At 61.0% G+C, this 15,012-nt stretch carries 10 protein-coding genes; 6 read left to right on the forward strand and 4 right to left on the reverse strand.

The annotated features are described in order from the left end of the window. Positions 1-213: 213 nt before the first annotated feature. Positions 214-1,128: a LysR family transcriptional regulator gene (locus ACA041_RS12430; RefSeq protein ID WP_497441367.1), complete on the reverse strand. Its 915-nt coding sequence runs from the start codon at positions 1,126-1,128 to the stop codon at positions 214-216. 152 nt (positions 1,129-1,280) lie between these two features. Between ACA041_RS12430 and speB the strand changes: the two genes are divergently transcribed. From speB to betA, 4 genes are all read left to right on the forward strand, one after another. Then, positions 1,281-2,291: an agmatinase gene (speB, locus tag ACA041_RS12435; RefSeq protein ID WP_497441368.1), complete on the forward strand. Its 1,011-nt coding sequence runs from the start codon at positions 1,281-1,283 to the stop codon at positions 2,289-2,291. Between the two features lie 2 nt (positions 2,292-2,293). Beyond that, positions 2,294-3,802 carry an aldehyde dehydrogenase family protein gene (locus ACA041_RS12440; RefSeq protein WP_497441369.1) on the forward strand — a complete coding sequence of 503 codons (1,509 nt, stop codon included), beginning with the start codon at positions 2,294-2,296 and terminating at the stop codon, positions 3,800-3,802. Between the two features lie 196 nt (positions 3,803-3,998). Then, the gene (locus tag ACA041_RS12445; RefSeq protein WP_497441370.1) at positions 3,999-5,567 is read left to right on the forward strand and encodes a purine-cytosine permease family protein; all 1,569 of its coding nucleotides are present in this window, start codon (positions 3,999-4,001) and stop codon (positions 5,565-5,567) included. Positions 5,568-5,569: 2 nt separating this feature from the next. Next, entirely contained in the window at positions 5,570-7,258 is a 1,689-nt protein-coding gene (betA, locus tag ACA041_RS12450; RefSeq protein ID WP_497441371.1) for a choline dehydrogenase, read from the forward strand. A gap of 182 nt (positions 7,259-7,440) precedes the next feature. On the opposite strand, the gene ACA041_RS12455 is transcribed toward betA, so the two are convergent. Both ACA041_RS12455 and potE read right to left on the reverse strand, forming a co-directional pair. After that, complete coding sequence (locus ACA041_RS12455; RefSeq protein ID WP_497441372.1) at positions 7,441-9,726, reverse strand: Orn/Lys/Arg family decarboxylase; 2,286 nt, start codon at positions 9,724-9,726, stop codon at positions 7,441-7,443. After that, positions 9,723-11,132: a putrescine-ornithine antiporter gene (potE, locus tag ACA041_RS12460; protein WP_497441373.1), complete on the reverse strand. Its 1,410-nt coding sequence runs from the start codon at positions 11,130-11,132 to the stop codon at positions 9,723-9,725. The genes ACA041_RS12455 and potE overlap by 4 nt, the downstream gene beginning before the upstream one ends. Positions 11,133-11,310: 178 nt before the next feature. Here potE and ACA041_RS12465 point away from each other — a divergent pair, with 178 nt between their 5' ends. Next, the gene (locus tag ACA041_RS12465) at positions 11,311-11,646 is read left to right on the forward strand and encodes a hypothetical protein (protein WP_497441374.1); all 336 of its coding nucleotides are present in this window, start codon (positions 11,311-11,313) and stop codon (positions 11,644-11,646) included. Positions 11,647-11,850: 204 nt separating this feature from the next. Then, positions 11,851-12,504 (forward strand): peroxiredoxin, encoded by a 654-nt coding sequence (locus ACA041_RS12470; RefSeq protein WP_497441375.1) that lies wholly within the window; start codon positions 11,851-11,853, stop codon positions 12,502-12,504. Between the two features lie 24 nt (positions 12,505-12,528). On the opposite strand, the gene ACA041_RS12475 is transcribed toward ACA041_RS12470, so the two are convergent. Then, positions 12,529-14,916: a DUF3772 domain-containing protein gene (locus ACA041_RS12475; RefSeq protein ID WP_497441376.1), complete on the reverse strand. Its 2,388-nt coding sequence runs from the start codon at positions 14,914-14,916 to the stop codon at positions 12,529-12,531. Positions 14,917-15,012 lie beyond the last annotated feature (96 nt).

A 15,012-nucleotide genomic window follows, 5' to 3' on the forward strand; every position in this document is an offset into this window, starting at 1 on the left:
CGTATTGAAATCAATACAGGTAAGGCGAGAGTTAGAGGCGGCGAGGGGGCCTAACTCGAAGAATACGGGGGGCGCGCAGAGGTGGATCGAATTCGATACGGTGTATCGGTTTGCACACACTCATCATGCGAGGGTCGTCGATGTCTACCTACGAAACTCGTAAATGCCGGTTGTGTTGAAGATCGCGGTCGAGGCCATCCACCGCCAGCAACGTCAGCCGTTGACCGTTTTACGCGAACACGCCGCCAGGTCTTCCAGAAACGCCTGCAGGATCGGCGGCGGGGCGGTGCCGCGGCGGGTGATCACATCGAACGGCGACATCAGTTGCAGGCTGATGGGTGCCAGTTGGTGCATCTCGCCGGTCTTGACCCACTGCGTGGCGAAGTGCACCGGCAGGAAACCCAGGTAGGCACCGGAGATCAGCAGGATGGCCAGGGCTTCGATGTTGTCCACGGTGGCGGCGGCCTTGCTGACGCCCAGGTGTTCCAGGTCGTATTGCTGCATGTAGCCCCTGACCACAATCCGGCTCGCGGCAATCTCTTCGCGCAGTTCGTCGCCCTCGGTCTTGCTGCCATATAGCGGGTGCCGGCGCCCGCAATACAACCCCAGGGCTTCCTGATACAGCGGTGTGTGCAGCAACCCCGGAACGTAGATCGGGAAGTGCCCGATGGCCAGGTGCAGGCGGCCGTCGAGCACCCGTTCTTCCAGTTCGGCGGGGCTGCCCACGTACACGTTGAGGTGCACGTCATGCCCGCGGGACACGAAGCGCTGGGTGGTGCGCGGCAGCGGTGAGTCCGGGTCGGTGATGGTGGTGTCGATGATCCCCAGGTTGAGCTTGCCGCTGATGTGCTGTTTGAGCACGTCGGCGTCCATGCAGAAATTTTCCACGGCCGAGAGCAGGCGCTGGGTGGCTTCATGGATCGCCACGCCTTGCTCGGTCAGGCGGAAGCCACTGCGCCCGCGTTGGCAGAGTTTGACCCCGAGCCGGGTCTCCAGATGAGTCATCTGTTCGCTGATGGTCGACTGGCCGGCATTCAATGCCGCCTGCGCGGCGGAAAAGCCGCCGCACCTGACAATCGTGGCGAACACCCTGAGCAGTTTCAGATCGACATCGTGCAGCTGGATCACCTTGGACCTCCCGCGTGTGGATGCATCGGCAATGCCGATATGAGTATCTGATGTTTAGCATTTTTTCCACGAAAACCTGCGCCCATAGTCACTCCAACGGCGATCGCCTTCCACGATCGCACAGCCAAAAACAAGAATTGGAGATGCCCGACATGTCGAACAACGGTTATGAATCCGGTCGCCTGAACCTGCCATTCGTGGGGCACTGCACCTTTGGCAAATCCCCGGTGTGTACCGATTGGGATGCCCTTGATGCCGACGTGGCCGTCCTTGGCGTGCCCAACGACATGGGCACCCAGTGGCGCTCCGGCGCCCGCTTCGGGCCACGGGGGATTCGCGAGGCATCGACGCTGTTCTCGTTCGGCCATGCCGGCGCCTACGACCACGAAGATGACGTCATGTACCTGACCGCCGCCGACGTGCGCATGGTGGACGTGGGTGACGCCGACATCGTGCACACCGACATGGCCACCAGCAACGCCAACACCGAATACGCGGTGCGCAAGATCCTCGATGCCGGTGTCATGCCGGTGGTGCTCGGTGGCGATCACTCGGTTCACGCCCCGGTGATCAAGGCTTTCGAAGGCCGCGGTCCGATTCACATCATCCATTTCGATGCTCACCTGGACTTCGTCGACGAACGCCACGGCGTGCGTTATGGCCATGGCAACCCGCTGCGCCGCGCCTCGGAAATGAACCACATCGTCGGCATGACCCAGATGGGCATCCGCAATGTGTCTTCCTCCAATCGCGACGACTACGAAGCGGCCCATGCGGCGGGCTCGAAGATCCTCTCGGTACGCGACGTGCGTCGCCTGGGTGTCGACGGTGTGCTGGCGTTGATCCCGCAGAACATCAACTACTACATCACCATCGACATCGACGGTTTCGACCCTTCCATTGCGCCGGGCACCGGGACCCCCAGCCATGGCGGCTTCCTCTATTACGAAGTGCTGGAAATCATCCAGGCCCTGGCCAAGCGCAGCCGAGGCAACATCGTCGGCATGGACCTGGTCGAGGTCGCGCCGGTCTACGACCCGACCGGCATGACCTCGATTCTGGCGGCGCAACTGCTGCTCAACAGCATCGGTTTCATCTTCCACGAGCGGGCTCAGGCGCGACACGTCTTGAGCGAAACCACCACGGCCTCGCAGAGGGCATGAAAATGGACACGATCGTCAAAAATTACCTGCAGAAATTCGGTGTCTCCGAAGCCACCCAGACCTTTCTCGGCAAGGCGCAGAAGATGTTCATCGGCGGCGCCTGGGTCGAGGCCAGCGACGGGCAGACATCCGAGGTCATCGAACCCTCGACCGCAGGCCTGATCACCCGCATTCCCATGGGCACCACCGAGGATCTGGATCGCGCCGTGCAAGCCGCCCGGGCGCAGTTCGACGGGGGCGCCTGGCGTCAGGCAAAACCGGTAGAGCGCGAACGGATGATGCAGCGCCTGGCCGACCTGATTGAAAGCAACGCTGCCGAACTGGCGGAAATCGAATCGATCGACATGGGCAAGTCAGCGGCCTTCGCCCGGGATGTCGACATCCAGGGCACGGTCGATACCCTGCGCTATTTCGCCGGCTGGGCGACCAAGCTTCACGGGCGCACCGTCGAGCCATCGCTGCCGGGCAACTACCTGGCCTATACGCGCAAGGAAGCGGTGGGTGTGGTCGGCGCCATCGTGCCCTGGAATTTCCCGCTGCAGACCATGGCCTGGAAGCTCGGTGCGGCGCTGGCAACCGGTTGCACCGTGGTGGTCAAACCCGCCGAGCTGACGTCGCTTTCGGCCCTGCGATTTGCCGAACTGGTGCAGGAAGCCGGCATACCCGACGGGGTGATCAACATCGTCACCGGCCGCGGCAGTGTGGTCGGTGCGGCTATGGCCACCCACCCGGGCATCGACAAGCTGACCTTTACCGGTTCGACCCCGGTCGGGCGCACGGTCGGTCGCGCGGCGCTGGACGAAATGAAGCGACTTACCCTGGAACTGGGAGGAAAATCACCGGTAATCGTGTTGGCCGATGCCGACTTGAAAGCCGCCGCCCAGGCCATCGCCAACGGCGTGTTCTTCAACTCGGGCCAGGTGTGCGATGCCGGCACGCGGGCCTATGTTCATCGCAGCGTCTACGACGAGTTCCTGCGCGAACTGATCGCCTACACCCGCACATTGAAGATGGCGCCAGGCCTGGATCCAGACTGCTTCATCAGCCCGCTGGTCTCGGCGCTGCAGAAGCAGCGTGTGACCGACTACATCGAAACCGGCAAGCAGGAAGGCGCGGAACTGGTCTATGGCGGCCAGCCGGTGGAGGGCCCCGGTTTCTTCGTCGAGCCGACCATCTTTGCCAATTGCCGCAACGACATGCGCATCGTCCAGGAAGAAATCTTCGGTCCTGTGCTGGTCACCGCAGCATTCGACGATGAGGAGGAGGCGCTGGCCCTGGCCAATGATTCACCCTACGGATTGGCGGCCGCGCTCTATTCCAATGACCTTGGACGGGTGCACAGCCTGATTCCACGGTTGCGGGCCGGTTCGGTGTACGTCAATGCCCACGGCACCCTCGACCCGTCGATGCCGTTCGGTGGCTACAAGCAGTCCGGATTCGGCAAGGATCTGGGGCCGGAACAGCTGGATTATCTGCTCGAAACGAAGGCGGTCTGGATCACGCTGCCCTGATTGGCGCCTGACACCTGTGGCGAGGGAGCTTGCTCCCGCTGGGGCGCGAAGCGGCCCCCTTACGCCTGAAAAGACAGGGACTGCTACGCAGCCCAGCGGGAGCAAGCTCCCTCGCCACAGGTCGGTGCTGCTCGCGGGCGTTCACCCAAAAGAACGCAATTACTCCGTCATGATCTTCAAACAATAAGAGTCCATCATGAACATTGACGCCAAAGCCGCCCCCAGCCTGACTATCCTCGACGACAAACCCATCGTCGAAGGCCATTCGATCGATTTCATCCCGGAAAGCGAGCGCACCGACAAGCTGTCGAGCCAGGGGCCGTTCTGGTTCCTCGGCAATTTCACCTTCTTCACCATGACCATCGGCTTCGTCGGCCCGAGCGTCGGCCTGACCGCGTTGTGGACCACGCTCGCCGGTACGTTGGGCATCATGTTCGGCACGCTGTTCATGGCCTTCCATGGTTCCCAGGGCCCGCACCTGGGGCTGCCGCAGATGATCCAGTCCCGTGCGCAGTTCGGCTATCGCGGGGTGATTCTGGTGCTGCTGGCGACGCTGTTCGTGTTCGCCGGTTTCAACATCGTCAACCTGGTGTTGATGATGCAGGGCCTGCACACGCTGTTCGGCTTCAACCCCATTGTGGTGGCGGTGGCCGTGACGGTCCCGGCCGCCATCCTGGCGATCCTCGGTCATGACTGGATGCACCGCAGTTTCAAATGGGCGTTGTTTCTGTCGTTGCCGCTGTACGGCCTGGTGACCCTGGCGGTGCTGATGGGCTGGGTGCCCGATGCGCCAATGCCGGTACTGGCCGCCGGCGAAACAGCCCCGGCGCCCTTGGGTTTCAACTGGACCGGTTTCATTGCCCAGTTCGCCGCGGCGGCGAGTTACAACATCGCCTATGCGCCCTATGTGTCCGACTATTCGCGCTACCTGCCGAAGAACACCGCCAGTGGCAAATTGATCGCGGTGGTGTTTCTCGGTGCCTCCTTGTCCGGTGCCTGGATGATTTCCGTGGGTGGCTGGCTGGCCGATCACCTGCATTCCACCGATGTGCTGGTCGCCCTTGGCCAAGTGGGTAATACCGTGTCGCCATTCATGGGCACGGCCGTGGTGGTGGTCACGATCCTGGCGTTCCTGCCGGTCATCGCCATGAACATCTACAGCGCCAAGCTGACCACACTGACCTGCGTCGACTCGATCAGGCACATCGAGCCGACCCGCAAGGCCCGGGTCCTGGCCATCGCGTTCGTGATCCTGCTGCAACTGGGCGTGGCCCTGAGCATCCAGAGTTCGGGCAAAGGCTTGTCGGTGCTGGGCATCTACCTGGTGGTGATGCTGTACTTCCTGGTGCCCTGGACCTCGGTCAACCTCACCGACTACTTCTTCGTGCGCAAGGGCCGCTACGCCATCCCGCACTTCTTCATGCCCCACGGCAATCTCTACGGCAGCTGGGGCCTGCGCGGCATTGCGGCGTACGCCATCGGTTTCATTTCGATGATCCCGTTCTTCTACATCTACGACGGCGTCGAGCAGCGCGAGGTCTATGTCGGTCCGCTGGCCAAGGCGCTCGGCAGCATCGATATCGCCTGGCTTGTCGGGTTGATCGTCTCGGGGCTGGCCTACTACTGGCTGAGCCGCTCGATCGACCTCAAGCGTGAAGAAAGCGTCATCCAGCACATCGAAAAGACATGCCCGCAGTACACCACCGGCGACAAGCTGACCAAGCCCGCGTTGCCTGTTTTCAACGAATCGACGGCCGGGAGATAACCATGGCTACGCAACGATACGACTACATCATCATCGGTGCCGGCTCGGCCGGTTGTGTGTTGGCCAACCGCCTGAGTGAAGACCCGACGACTTCAGTGCTGGTGCTGGAGTTCGGTGGCAGCGACCGCAGCGTGGTGATCCAGATGCCCAGTGCGTTTTCGATCCCGATGAACACCAAAAAATACAACTGGCGCTACGAAACCGAGCCGGAACCTTACCTCAACGGCCGGCGTATCCACTGCCCGCGCGGCAAGGTGCTGGGTGGCTCGTCATCGATCAATGGCCTGGTGTACATCCGTGGCCACGCCTATGACTTCGATGAGTGGGAGTCCCTCGGTGCCCAGGGTTGGGGCTATCGCAATTGCCTGCCTTACTTCAAGCGCGCCGAGCATTACGAGGAGGGTGGCGACGGTTATCGCGGCAGCACCGGTCCATTGCACACCACCAACGGCAATCACATGAAAAACCCGCTGTACGGAGCCTGGGTCGAGGCCGGTGCTGAAGCGGGCTATATCAAGACCGACGACTGCAACGGCTTCATGCAGGAAGGTTTCGGTGCCATGCACATGACGGTGAAAAACGGCGTGCGCTGCTCCACCGCCAACGCCTATCTGCGCCCGGCCATGGACCGTCCGAACCTGACCGTGATCACCCACGCGATGACCCGCCAGATCATCCTTGAAGGCAAACGTGCCGTCGGCGTCATTTATGATCATGAAGGCCAGACCCACCAGGTCTATTGCCACCGGGAAGTGCTCGTATCGTCCGGGCCCATCGGCTCTCCACACTTGCTGCAACGCTCCGGTATCGGCCCGGCGCAGGTCCTGCGCAAAGCCGGGATCGGCGTCCGCCATGACCTGCCGGGAGTAGGGGAGAACTTGCAGGATCACGCCGAGGTGTACATCCAGTTCGGCTGCAAGGAGCCGGTAACACTCAACAGCAAGATGGACCCCTTGAGCAAGCTGTTGATCGGCCTGCGCTGGCTGTTGTTCAAGGACGGGCTCGGCGCCACCAACCATTTCGAGGCCGGTGGTTTCATCCGCTCCGACAAGGGCCTGCGCTGGCCGGACATTCAGTTTCACTTCCTGCCGGCAGCCATGCGTTACGACGGCAACAAGCCGATCAAGGGCCATGGCTTCATGGTGCTCACCGGGCCGAACAAACCCAAGAGCCGCGGGTATGTGCGGGTGCGTTCGGCGGATCCCTACGAGCACCCGGAAATTCAGTTCAACTACCTGCAACGGGAAGAGGATCGCGAAGGTTTCCGCCGCTGCATCCGCCTGACCCGGGAGATCATCGGCCAGCCGGCGATGGACCGCTTCCGCGACGGCGAAATCGCCCCAGGGCCGCAGGTGAACACCGATGAAGAGATCGACGCCTTCGTCCGGGAGAACCTGGAGAGCACCTACCACCCTTGCGGCTCGTGCCGGATGGGTGAGGACGACATGGCGGTGGTGGATTCGGAACTGCGGGTGCGGGGCATCGCGGGCCTGCGGGTGATCGACTCGTCGGTGTTTCCGACCGAGCCGAACGGCAACCTCAATGCACCGACCATCATGCTCGCCGAACGCGCCTCGGACCTGGTGCGCGGGCGCACGATGTTGCCGGCGTCCGATGCTCCGGTGGGGCTGGTCGAGGATTGGGAGAACAGCCAAAGGTCGATGTTGCCGGGTCGCAATGTGAGGGTTTGACCCGAGCCTGCGGGATACGATTCCATACCCGTAGAAGATCCCCTATGGGAGCGGGCTTGCTCGCGAAGACGGAGTGTCAGGCGCCATCATGGTCGGCTGAACGACCGCTTTCGCGAGCAAGTCGGATCGCCGCACCGCCGCTCCCACATTGGGTTTTGTGTACGCCGAAGATCCCGCTTACTTCATTTCAGCACCAGCAGTCGATAAACCCCAGTCTCGCTTTCGATTCCATGGGTGTCATGGGTGAAGCCGGGAAAGGATCTGTCGAAGCTTTCCAGCGCCCTGAGATAGGCCAGCAATGGCCCGTCCGCCGGCCCTGCGTTCTCACCTGGCATCAACAATGGAATGCCCGGCGGATAAGGCACGATCCCGGTCGCGACGATCCGCCCGGCGGCTTCTTCCAGGGTCACCCGTTCGACTTCGTTTTTCACCAGTTTCTCGTACGCCTGCACCGGACTGAATTCGGCCTGCGGGAGCATGCCGAACGCCTGGGCCATGGTCGCCGTGGTCTTGTGTTGCTTCATGGCGGCAAAGATGTCCGCGGCGAGGTCCTTGAGGCCCATGCCGGCGTAGCGTTGCTGGTTGGCGGTCAGCAGGTCCGGCAGGCACAGCTCGAGTTCGAGGTTGTCGTCATAGTCGCGCTTGAAGTCGAGCAGGGCGTTGACCAGCGTGCCCCATTTGCCTTTGGTGATGCCGATGGAGAACAGGAAGAGAATGGTGAAATCGGTGGTTTTCTCGACGACGATGCCTTGGCGTCCGAGGTAGGCGGTGAGGACGCAGGCGGGGATGCCGACGTCCAGCAGGTTGCCGTCATCGCCCATGCCGGGGCTCAGCACCGAGACCTTGATCGGGTCGAGCATGCAGTAGCCGTCCTCGATGTCGCCGAAACCGTGCCACACCTCGTTCGGGTGCAGCACCCAGCAGTTCGGCTCGGTTTTGAGCAGCGCCGGATCGACTTCATGGAAAGGTACCGCTGCGCCATCCACCAGCACTGACCGCGGCTGCCAGCAGGTGAAAAACCACTCATCCTTGCCCAGCATCTCGTTGTTCATGCGTGAGATGACCTGGCGGAAAGCGATGGCTTCTTCGATGGATTCGGTGGTCAGGATCTGCCCGCCGGGCGCTTCCATCATCGCCGAGCTGACATCGCAGGAGGCCATGATCGCGTAGTTGGGCGAGGTCGAGGCGTGCATCATGAACGACTCGTTGAAGCGCTCGTGCGCAATCGGGTTGCGGCCGTTGCGCACGTGAATCATCGACGCCTGGGACAGTGCGGCGAGCAACTTGTGCGTCGATTGCGTGGCGAATACGGTCGGGCGCGACTCATCGTGATCGTCCGGGCTGCCATGCATGGCGAAGCGGTCGCGATACAGCGGGTTGAACCGTGCATAACCGTACCAGGCTTCATCGAAATGCAGGCGGTCGACACTCTGGCCCAGCAACTCCTCGACCCGGGTGACGTTGTAGGTCAGGCCGTCGTAGGTGGAATTGGTGACGATAGCGTGGATCGGCGTCGGATCGATACCGTCCTTGACCAGCGGGTTCTCGGCAATGGCGGCTTTGACACTTGCGGCGCTCAGGGTCTGCGGCAGGATCGGGCCGATGATACCGTAGCGATTGCGGGTCGGCACCAGGTACGTCGGAATGGCCCCGGACAAGGTCATGGCGTGCTCGGCGGACTTGTGGCAATTGCGGTCGCACAGGGCGATCTGGTTACGCGTGACGCTGGCCATGAGAATGACCCGGTTGGAGGTCGACGAACCGTTGGTCACGTAGTAGGTGCGGTGCGCGCCGAAGACCTTGGCAGCGTAACGCTCGCCCTGGCCGATCGGGCCGCTGTGATCGAGCAGCGAACCGAGTTCGCCGACCGAGATCGACAGGTCCGAACGCAGCAGGTTTTCCCCGAAGAACTCGTAGAAAGCGCGGCCCGCCGTGCTCTTGAGAAACGCCGTGCCACCGGCATGTCCAGGTGTGTGCCAGGAATATTCATAGGTCCGGGAAAACTTCAACAGCGCGCCGAACATCGGCGGCAGCACCGCATGCCGGTAGCGTTCGATGGCGGCCAGGATGCGCCCGCTGAGAAAGCGGCTGGTGTCTTCGGGCAGCCAGATGAAGTCGTCGGCGTGCTGCATGACCACCAGCGGAATATTCGACACGGTGCTGCGGTCGCTGATCAGGAACACCGGTACCCGGGTGTTGCGTTGGCGCAGGCTGGTCAGCAGCTTGATGCATTGCTCATGACCTTCGCTGTCGTCCATTTCCCAGCTGAGCAGCACGCATTGAATCGCCGGGTCCGAATGCAGGATCGAGGTGGCGTCGCTCAGGCTTTCCGAGACCAGCACGCTGATGGCGCGTTCTTCCACATCGCTGATCAACTGATTCAGGGCGCGACCGAATACGGTTCTTTTGTCCGGCGGACTGCTCACCAGCAGCGTGAGCATTCCGAGCAAATTTTTATATTCCGTCATGATTGAGTCTCCAGAGTGGCAGTTTGCAGATTGTTCACCGGCACCGGCTGGCCCGAGAGGTGTTGAGCGCTGACGGTCTGCGTCGGTACGCTGTTGTTAAGCGCCTCGAGGCGGATCAGGCGGTTGTTGACGAAGCCGAACAGGGTGTAGCCGAAGATGGTCGCCACACCGCCGAGCATCAGCGCCTGCTCGCCCGAACTGTAGAGCGCGAGATAGCTGTAGGCCGCTGCCACCCAGGCAATGATGTTGGTGGCCAGGGCCTTGCCGGCGGGTACGTTGGACACCTTCTGCATGGTCATCAAGGCCGCCATGGACAGGATGTAAGGCACCAGGTTGGTGACCACCGCGAGGTTGACCAGGGTGTCGAACTGTTTGCTCAGGTCCGGACTGATGGTAAGAAAACCCAGCGCCGTCTGCGCGGCCAGCAGCACCAGCATGCCGACAATGGGCGTTCCGGCCTTGTTCGACTTGGCGAAGATCGACAGGAAGTAACCGGTGTCCGCCGAGCTTTTGAACACCTGGGCGATGGTGAACTGCCAACCCAGCAACGAACCGATGCAGGCGAGGACCATCGCTGCCATCACGATATCGCCCACCAGCGGGGTGAACATCTTGGCAAAGACCAGGCCGAACGGTGCGGTGGAGGCGACCAGTTCCGGATTATCGACGATGCCGGCGATAACGTTGGTCGAAACGATGTAAATCACCGCTGCGCCGAGGGTGCCGCCGAGTACCGCAATCGGAACGTTCTTCTCCGGATTTTCCACGGCATCGGTGTTGGCGCACGCCGACTCCAGGCCGAGGAATGCCCACAAGGTGATCGCCACCGATGCCCCTGCGGCTTCGAACCAGCCCATGTTGTGCGGATTCCAGCCGGCGGCGTAGACACTGCTGTCGAACCAGAACCAGCCAATGGTAGACACCAGCACCACCGGCGCAATCACTCCCCAGACCGTGACCGCACCGATCCGGCCGGTAATCCGCGCGCCGCCGAAGTTGGCGAACGTGGTGATCCACAAAAGGGCGATGGTCGCCAGGCCCACTTGCAGTGAATCAAGCTCGATGTGGAACAGCTCCTGGATATAGCCGACCGCGGTAATGCTGATCGCCACGTTGGCGATCAACAACGAGAGCCCATAGGTGTAGTTCGTGAGGTAGTTGCCCGCCTTGCCGAAGGTGTATTCGGCGTAGCCGCCCATGCCCCCGGTCTTGCGACTGAGCATCCCGCAGCGCGCAAAGGCATAGGCCAGCGCCAGGGAGCCGGTGGCGGTGATCAGCCAGGAAAGAATGGAAATACCGCCGACTTCGGCGAGTTTGGTCGGCAACAACACAATGCCTGAGCCCAACATGTTGACGGCCGTCAACATCGTCAGCTGTCCCACGGTCATTTTCTTTGCGCCTGACATTCCGTTGCCTCTCTGGGTTGCGTTTGGAAGCGTTAGCTTTAGCGAAGGTTTGAAGTCTCGCAAGAAATGTCCGTAAGACATAGAGAAAACAGGCTATCGCGCACTTAAGGCATTTTGCTGGCCCCGAAGCCTCGATCTTTTGACCAAAATCAATTTATTTTCAGATAGTTAGGATCGAATGCAAATGCGGAATGTATTGATCGCGCTCATGTCGTGCGGCCTGGCGAGTGGTGCCGCCTGCGTCCAGGCCAGGGAGTTGGTGGCAAATGACCAGTATCTGTGCAGCTGGGGCGCTGGAACGGCGGCCAAAGCCCAGGAACTCAAACTGTCGGGCGTGTCGTTATATGCCGCACGGCAGAAGTTGCAAACGTACAGGTTCAGCAAGCCATGGATGCGCATGATGGCCATGGGCATTACCGAACAGACCTACGACAGTCAATCGCGGCTCAAGCCAGCGGCAATCAGGCAGAGTTTTTACGATGACTGCGTCCGCTACAAAGTGGCGCGTAAATAGCAGGCGGCAAAGGCACCCGTGAGTTCAGGCCTCGATGGCGGGAAATGGCACACCCACTCATTGTGGCGAGGGACTCACTGACTGCTTGAAGGAACAGCATCACCGCTATCACCAACACTTCAGCAGGCAGCAAAGCGAAGTGTTCAAGGTCTCCTATACTGGAACGCCTGAGTGTTTCCATACCAACACAACAGGAGAACGAGCATGGCAATTCGTATAGGCGACGAGGCACCGGATTTTTCCGTCGAGAGCACCGAAGGCACGCTGAACTTCCACGAATGGATTGGCGATAAATGGGCCATCCTGTTCTCGCATCCGAAGGACTTCACCCCGGTCTGCACCACCGAGCTCGGTTACATGGCCGGACTCAAGCCTGAGTTCGACAAGCGCAACACCAAAATCGTCGGCCTCAGCGTCGACCCCGTCAGCAACCATCAGAGCTGGGCCAAAGACATCGAAGAAACCCAGGGCCATGCGGTCAACTACCCCATGATCGGCGATGAGAACCTGGTGGTGGCCAAGCTCTACGACATGATTCACCCCAATGCCAGTGGCGGCGCACGGACCGCCGTGGATAACGCCACCGTGCGTTCGGTGTTCATCATCGGCCCGGACAAGAAGGTCAAGGCGATGCTGATCTACCCGATGAGTGCCGGGCGCAACTTCGATGAAGTGCTGCGCCTGCTCGATTCCCTGCAGTTGAACGCCAAGCACACAGTCGCCACCCCGGTGAACTGGCGTCCGGGGGATGACGTGATCATCCCCACCTCGGTCTCCGACGAGGACGCGCGCAAGAAATATCCGGAAGGCTTCAAGACGGTGAAACCGTACCTGCGCACCGTGGCGCAACCGAAGTGACCATCCATCATGCCGAGCACCCGCTCACACCGCGGGTGCCGGTTTCGCCAATTCAATTCCGGCGGCACCCAGGCGTTTTAGGATCTCGAACAGCAGGTCACTTTTGGTGGTGCTGACAATTCTCGGGCTGGCGACATAACCGGTGATGGTCAAGGTGATGCCTTCGGGCGTCAGTTTGCTGAACCGCACCACCGGGGCCGGTTTGTCGAGAATGGTCTCGTGTTCGCAGTAGGTGTCGTACAGCAGGTTTTTCACCTGCTCGGGGTCGATGTCCAGCGGGAAGGTCAGTTCGAGTGTCGCCACCCCTTGTGCGCTGCCGCCCAGGGTCACGTTGCGCAGGTTCTGGGAAATCAGCTGCGAGTTCGGGACGATGACGATCGAGCGGTCACTGAGCTGGATTTCGGTGGCCCGCACGTTGATCCGGCGGATGTCACCTTCGACCCCGCTGATACTGATCAGGTCGCCCACCTTGACCGGACGCTCGGTCAGCAGGATCAGGCCGGAGACGAAGTTCTTGACGATCTCCTGCAAGCCAAAGCCGATGCCCACTGACAAGGCGCTGACGATCCACGCCAGATTGGTCCATTGCACGCCCAATGACGACAGCGTCAGCAGAATGACCAGCGCATAGCCAATGTTGGCGAACAGCGTGGTGAGCGAAGCGCGCATACCCGGATCCATTTCGGTTTTCGGCAGGAACTCCTTATCCAGCCAGTGGCCCAGCGATCGAATCAGATAGATGCCAATCAGCAGGGCCAGCACCGCATTGAGCAAGTGCCCCGGGATGATATTCAGTTTACGCAGGCCACCGCCGCCAAGGATGGCAAAGACGTTGGTGGACAGTTGCCCGAGGGTCGTTCCGATACCCCCGACAAACAAAGTGACGACCGCCAACAGCAGCAGCCCGGCCCGGCTGACGCCCGAAAAAATGATCGAGACCTGCTCCAGGCGACGGTCTTCAATGCCCAGCAACTGTTTCAGCGCCTTGCCGCTCGGGCTCCGGGCTGAAAACAGGTATTCGCAGGCGTCCTTCGCCAGCTGCATCAGCAGGTAAAAGCCGGAAAGGATCATAAATCCCCAGACCAGTTCGAAGGTGATGAATCTTGCCAGGGATATGTAACCAATCAGCAACGATACCAGGGTGATAAAAATTGCCAGGCCGCTGATGGCGTAGAGCAGACCGGCGAAGGTCGTGCCCGCTTCGGGGGCTTCGCCGCTCGCCACCACGGATCTTCGGACTTTGCCCGTGCGCCACAACAAAACAATGACAATGGCCGAGACCGTCAGCGCGATGACGCCGCGACCGGCGATCACCACCTCACTGCTCATGCCGGTTGCATTGGCCACCTGGACCATCGTCATCAGAACCAGCAGGTTGCCGGCCATCAGCCGTGCAAACGGCTTCAGCGACAGCGCTACCTGATCGGCAATCGCGGGCAGCCGCCAGGAGGGATGTTGGGTGGACAACATGGCGCGGCTCAGAGCGGTAATCAGCACGCAGGCATATACGACCTTTTCGAACTCCTGGGAAAACGTCGTCAGCGTCGGCGTCAGCGGACTTTCGCGCGTGCACGCAAAAAACAGCAATTGCAGGGAAATGCCGGCGGTCAACACCGTGGCCAGCACCGAAGCCAGGGCGAGTGAGCTTCGGCGCAGGCGGCCCTCGGGCATGCGGTGGATGCACAACCATGTCAGCCCCCGTTCGGCGAGCCTGCGGCCCAGGGTCCAGATGATCAGTGCCAGCACCAGCAGTGCGGTCGTGAAGACGCGCTGACCGGGTTGCCAGGCGGCCTTGATCACATCTCGAGCCTGGTCGACGAACGAGCTCAAGCGCTGCCGATCGTCCGGCGACAGGTTTAATAGCGGTGACCAGAAACCCGGGTTGAGAATGCTGCGGGTGCTCAGGGTCAGTTCGCTTTCCAGCAGGTTGCGCCGAATGCCTCCAATCTGGGTGATGAGGTCGGTGGCACTCTCCTTGAGCGCTGCCAGGGTTTTCAAAGTGGCGTCGACTTTGTTTTTTTGCTCGGTGAGCGATGCCCTTTGCGCAGTGATATCGGATTGCTCCGTTGCGACATCGTCGAGCGGGACAGGTCCCAGCACGCCGAGTTGAGCACGCAGTTGAGTTTGCAGGGGAAGCAATGAGGCCGACAGGCGATCGACATCGAGGATAAATGCCTGAACCAGATCCTGCGGGCCTTCCAGCTGATTGTAGTTGTCGACCAGCGAGATCTGCTGTTTGAGGATGTCCAGGCGAAGTTGCAACGCCTGGAGGTCGCTCTGGGAAACGGCAAGGATGGCAGCGCCCGGCCGGGGTGCCGAAGCGTCTGGCGGGTCCGCTGCCGACAGCATTCCGGGACTGGACCCGAAAAGCGTGAAAGCGACGAAGATCATGGCTTTCAATGCAGGGCACATAGGCGTGTTCGACTCTATTGATAGTCACTCAGCCTATGAGGTTAGGTCATCACGCCAATATTCGAAGGGTTTTGTCGAACGCGCTCAACCCTGCCC

It is taken from the genome of Pseudomonas sp. LBUM1676 (genome assembly GCF_059695605.1).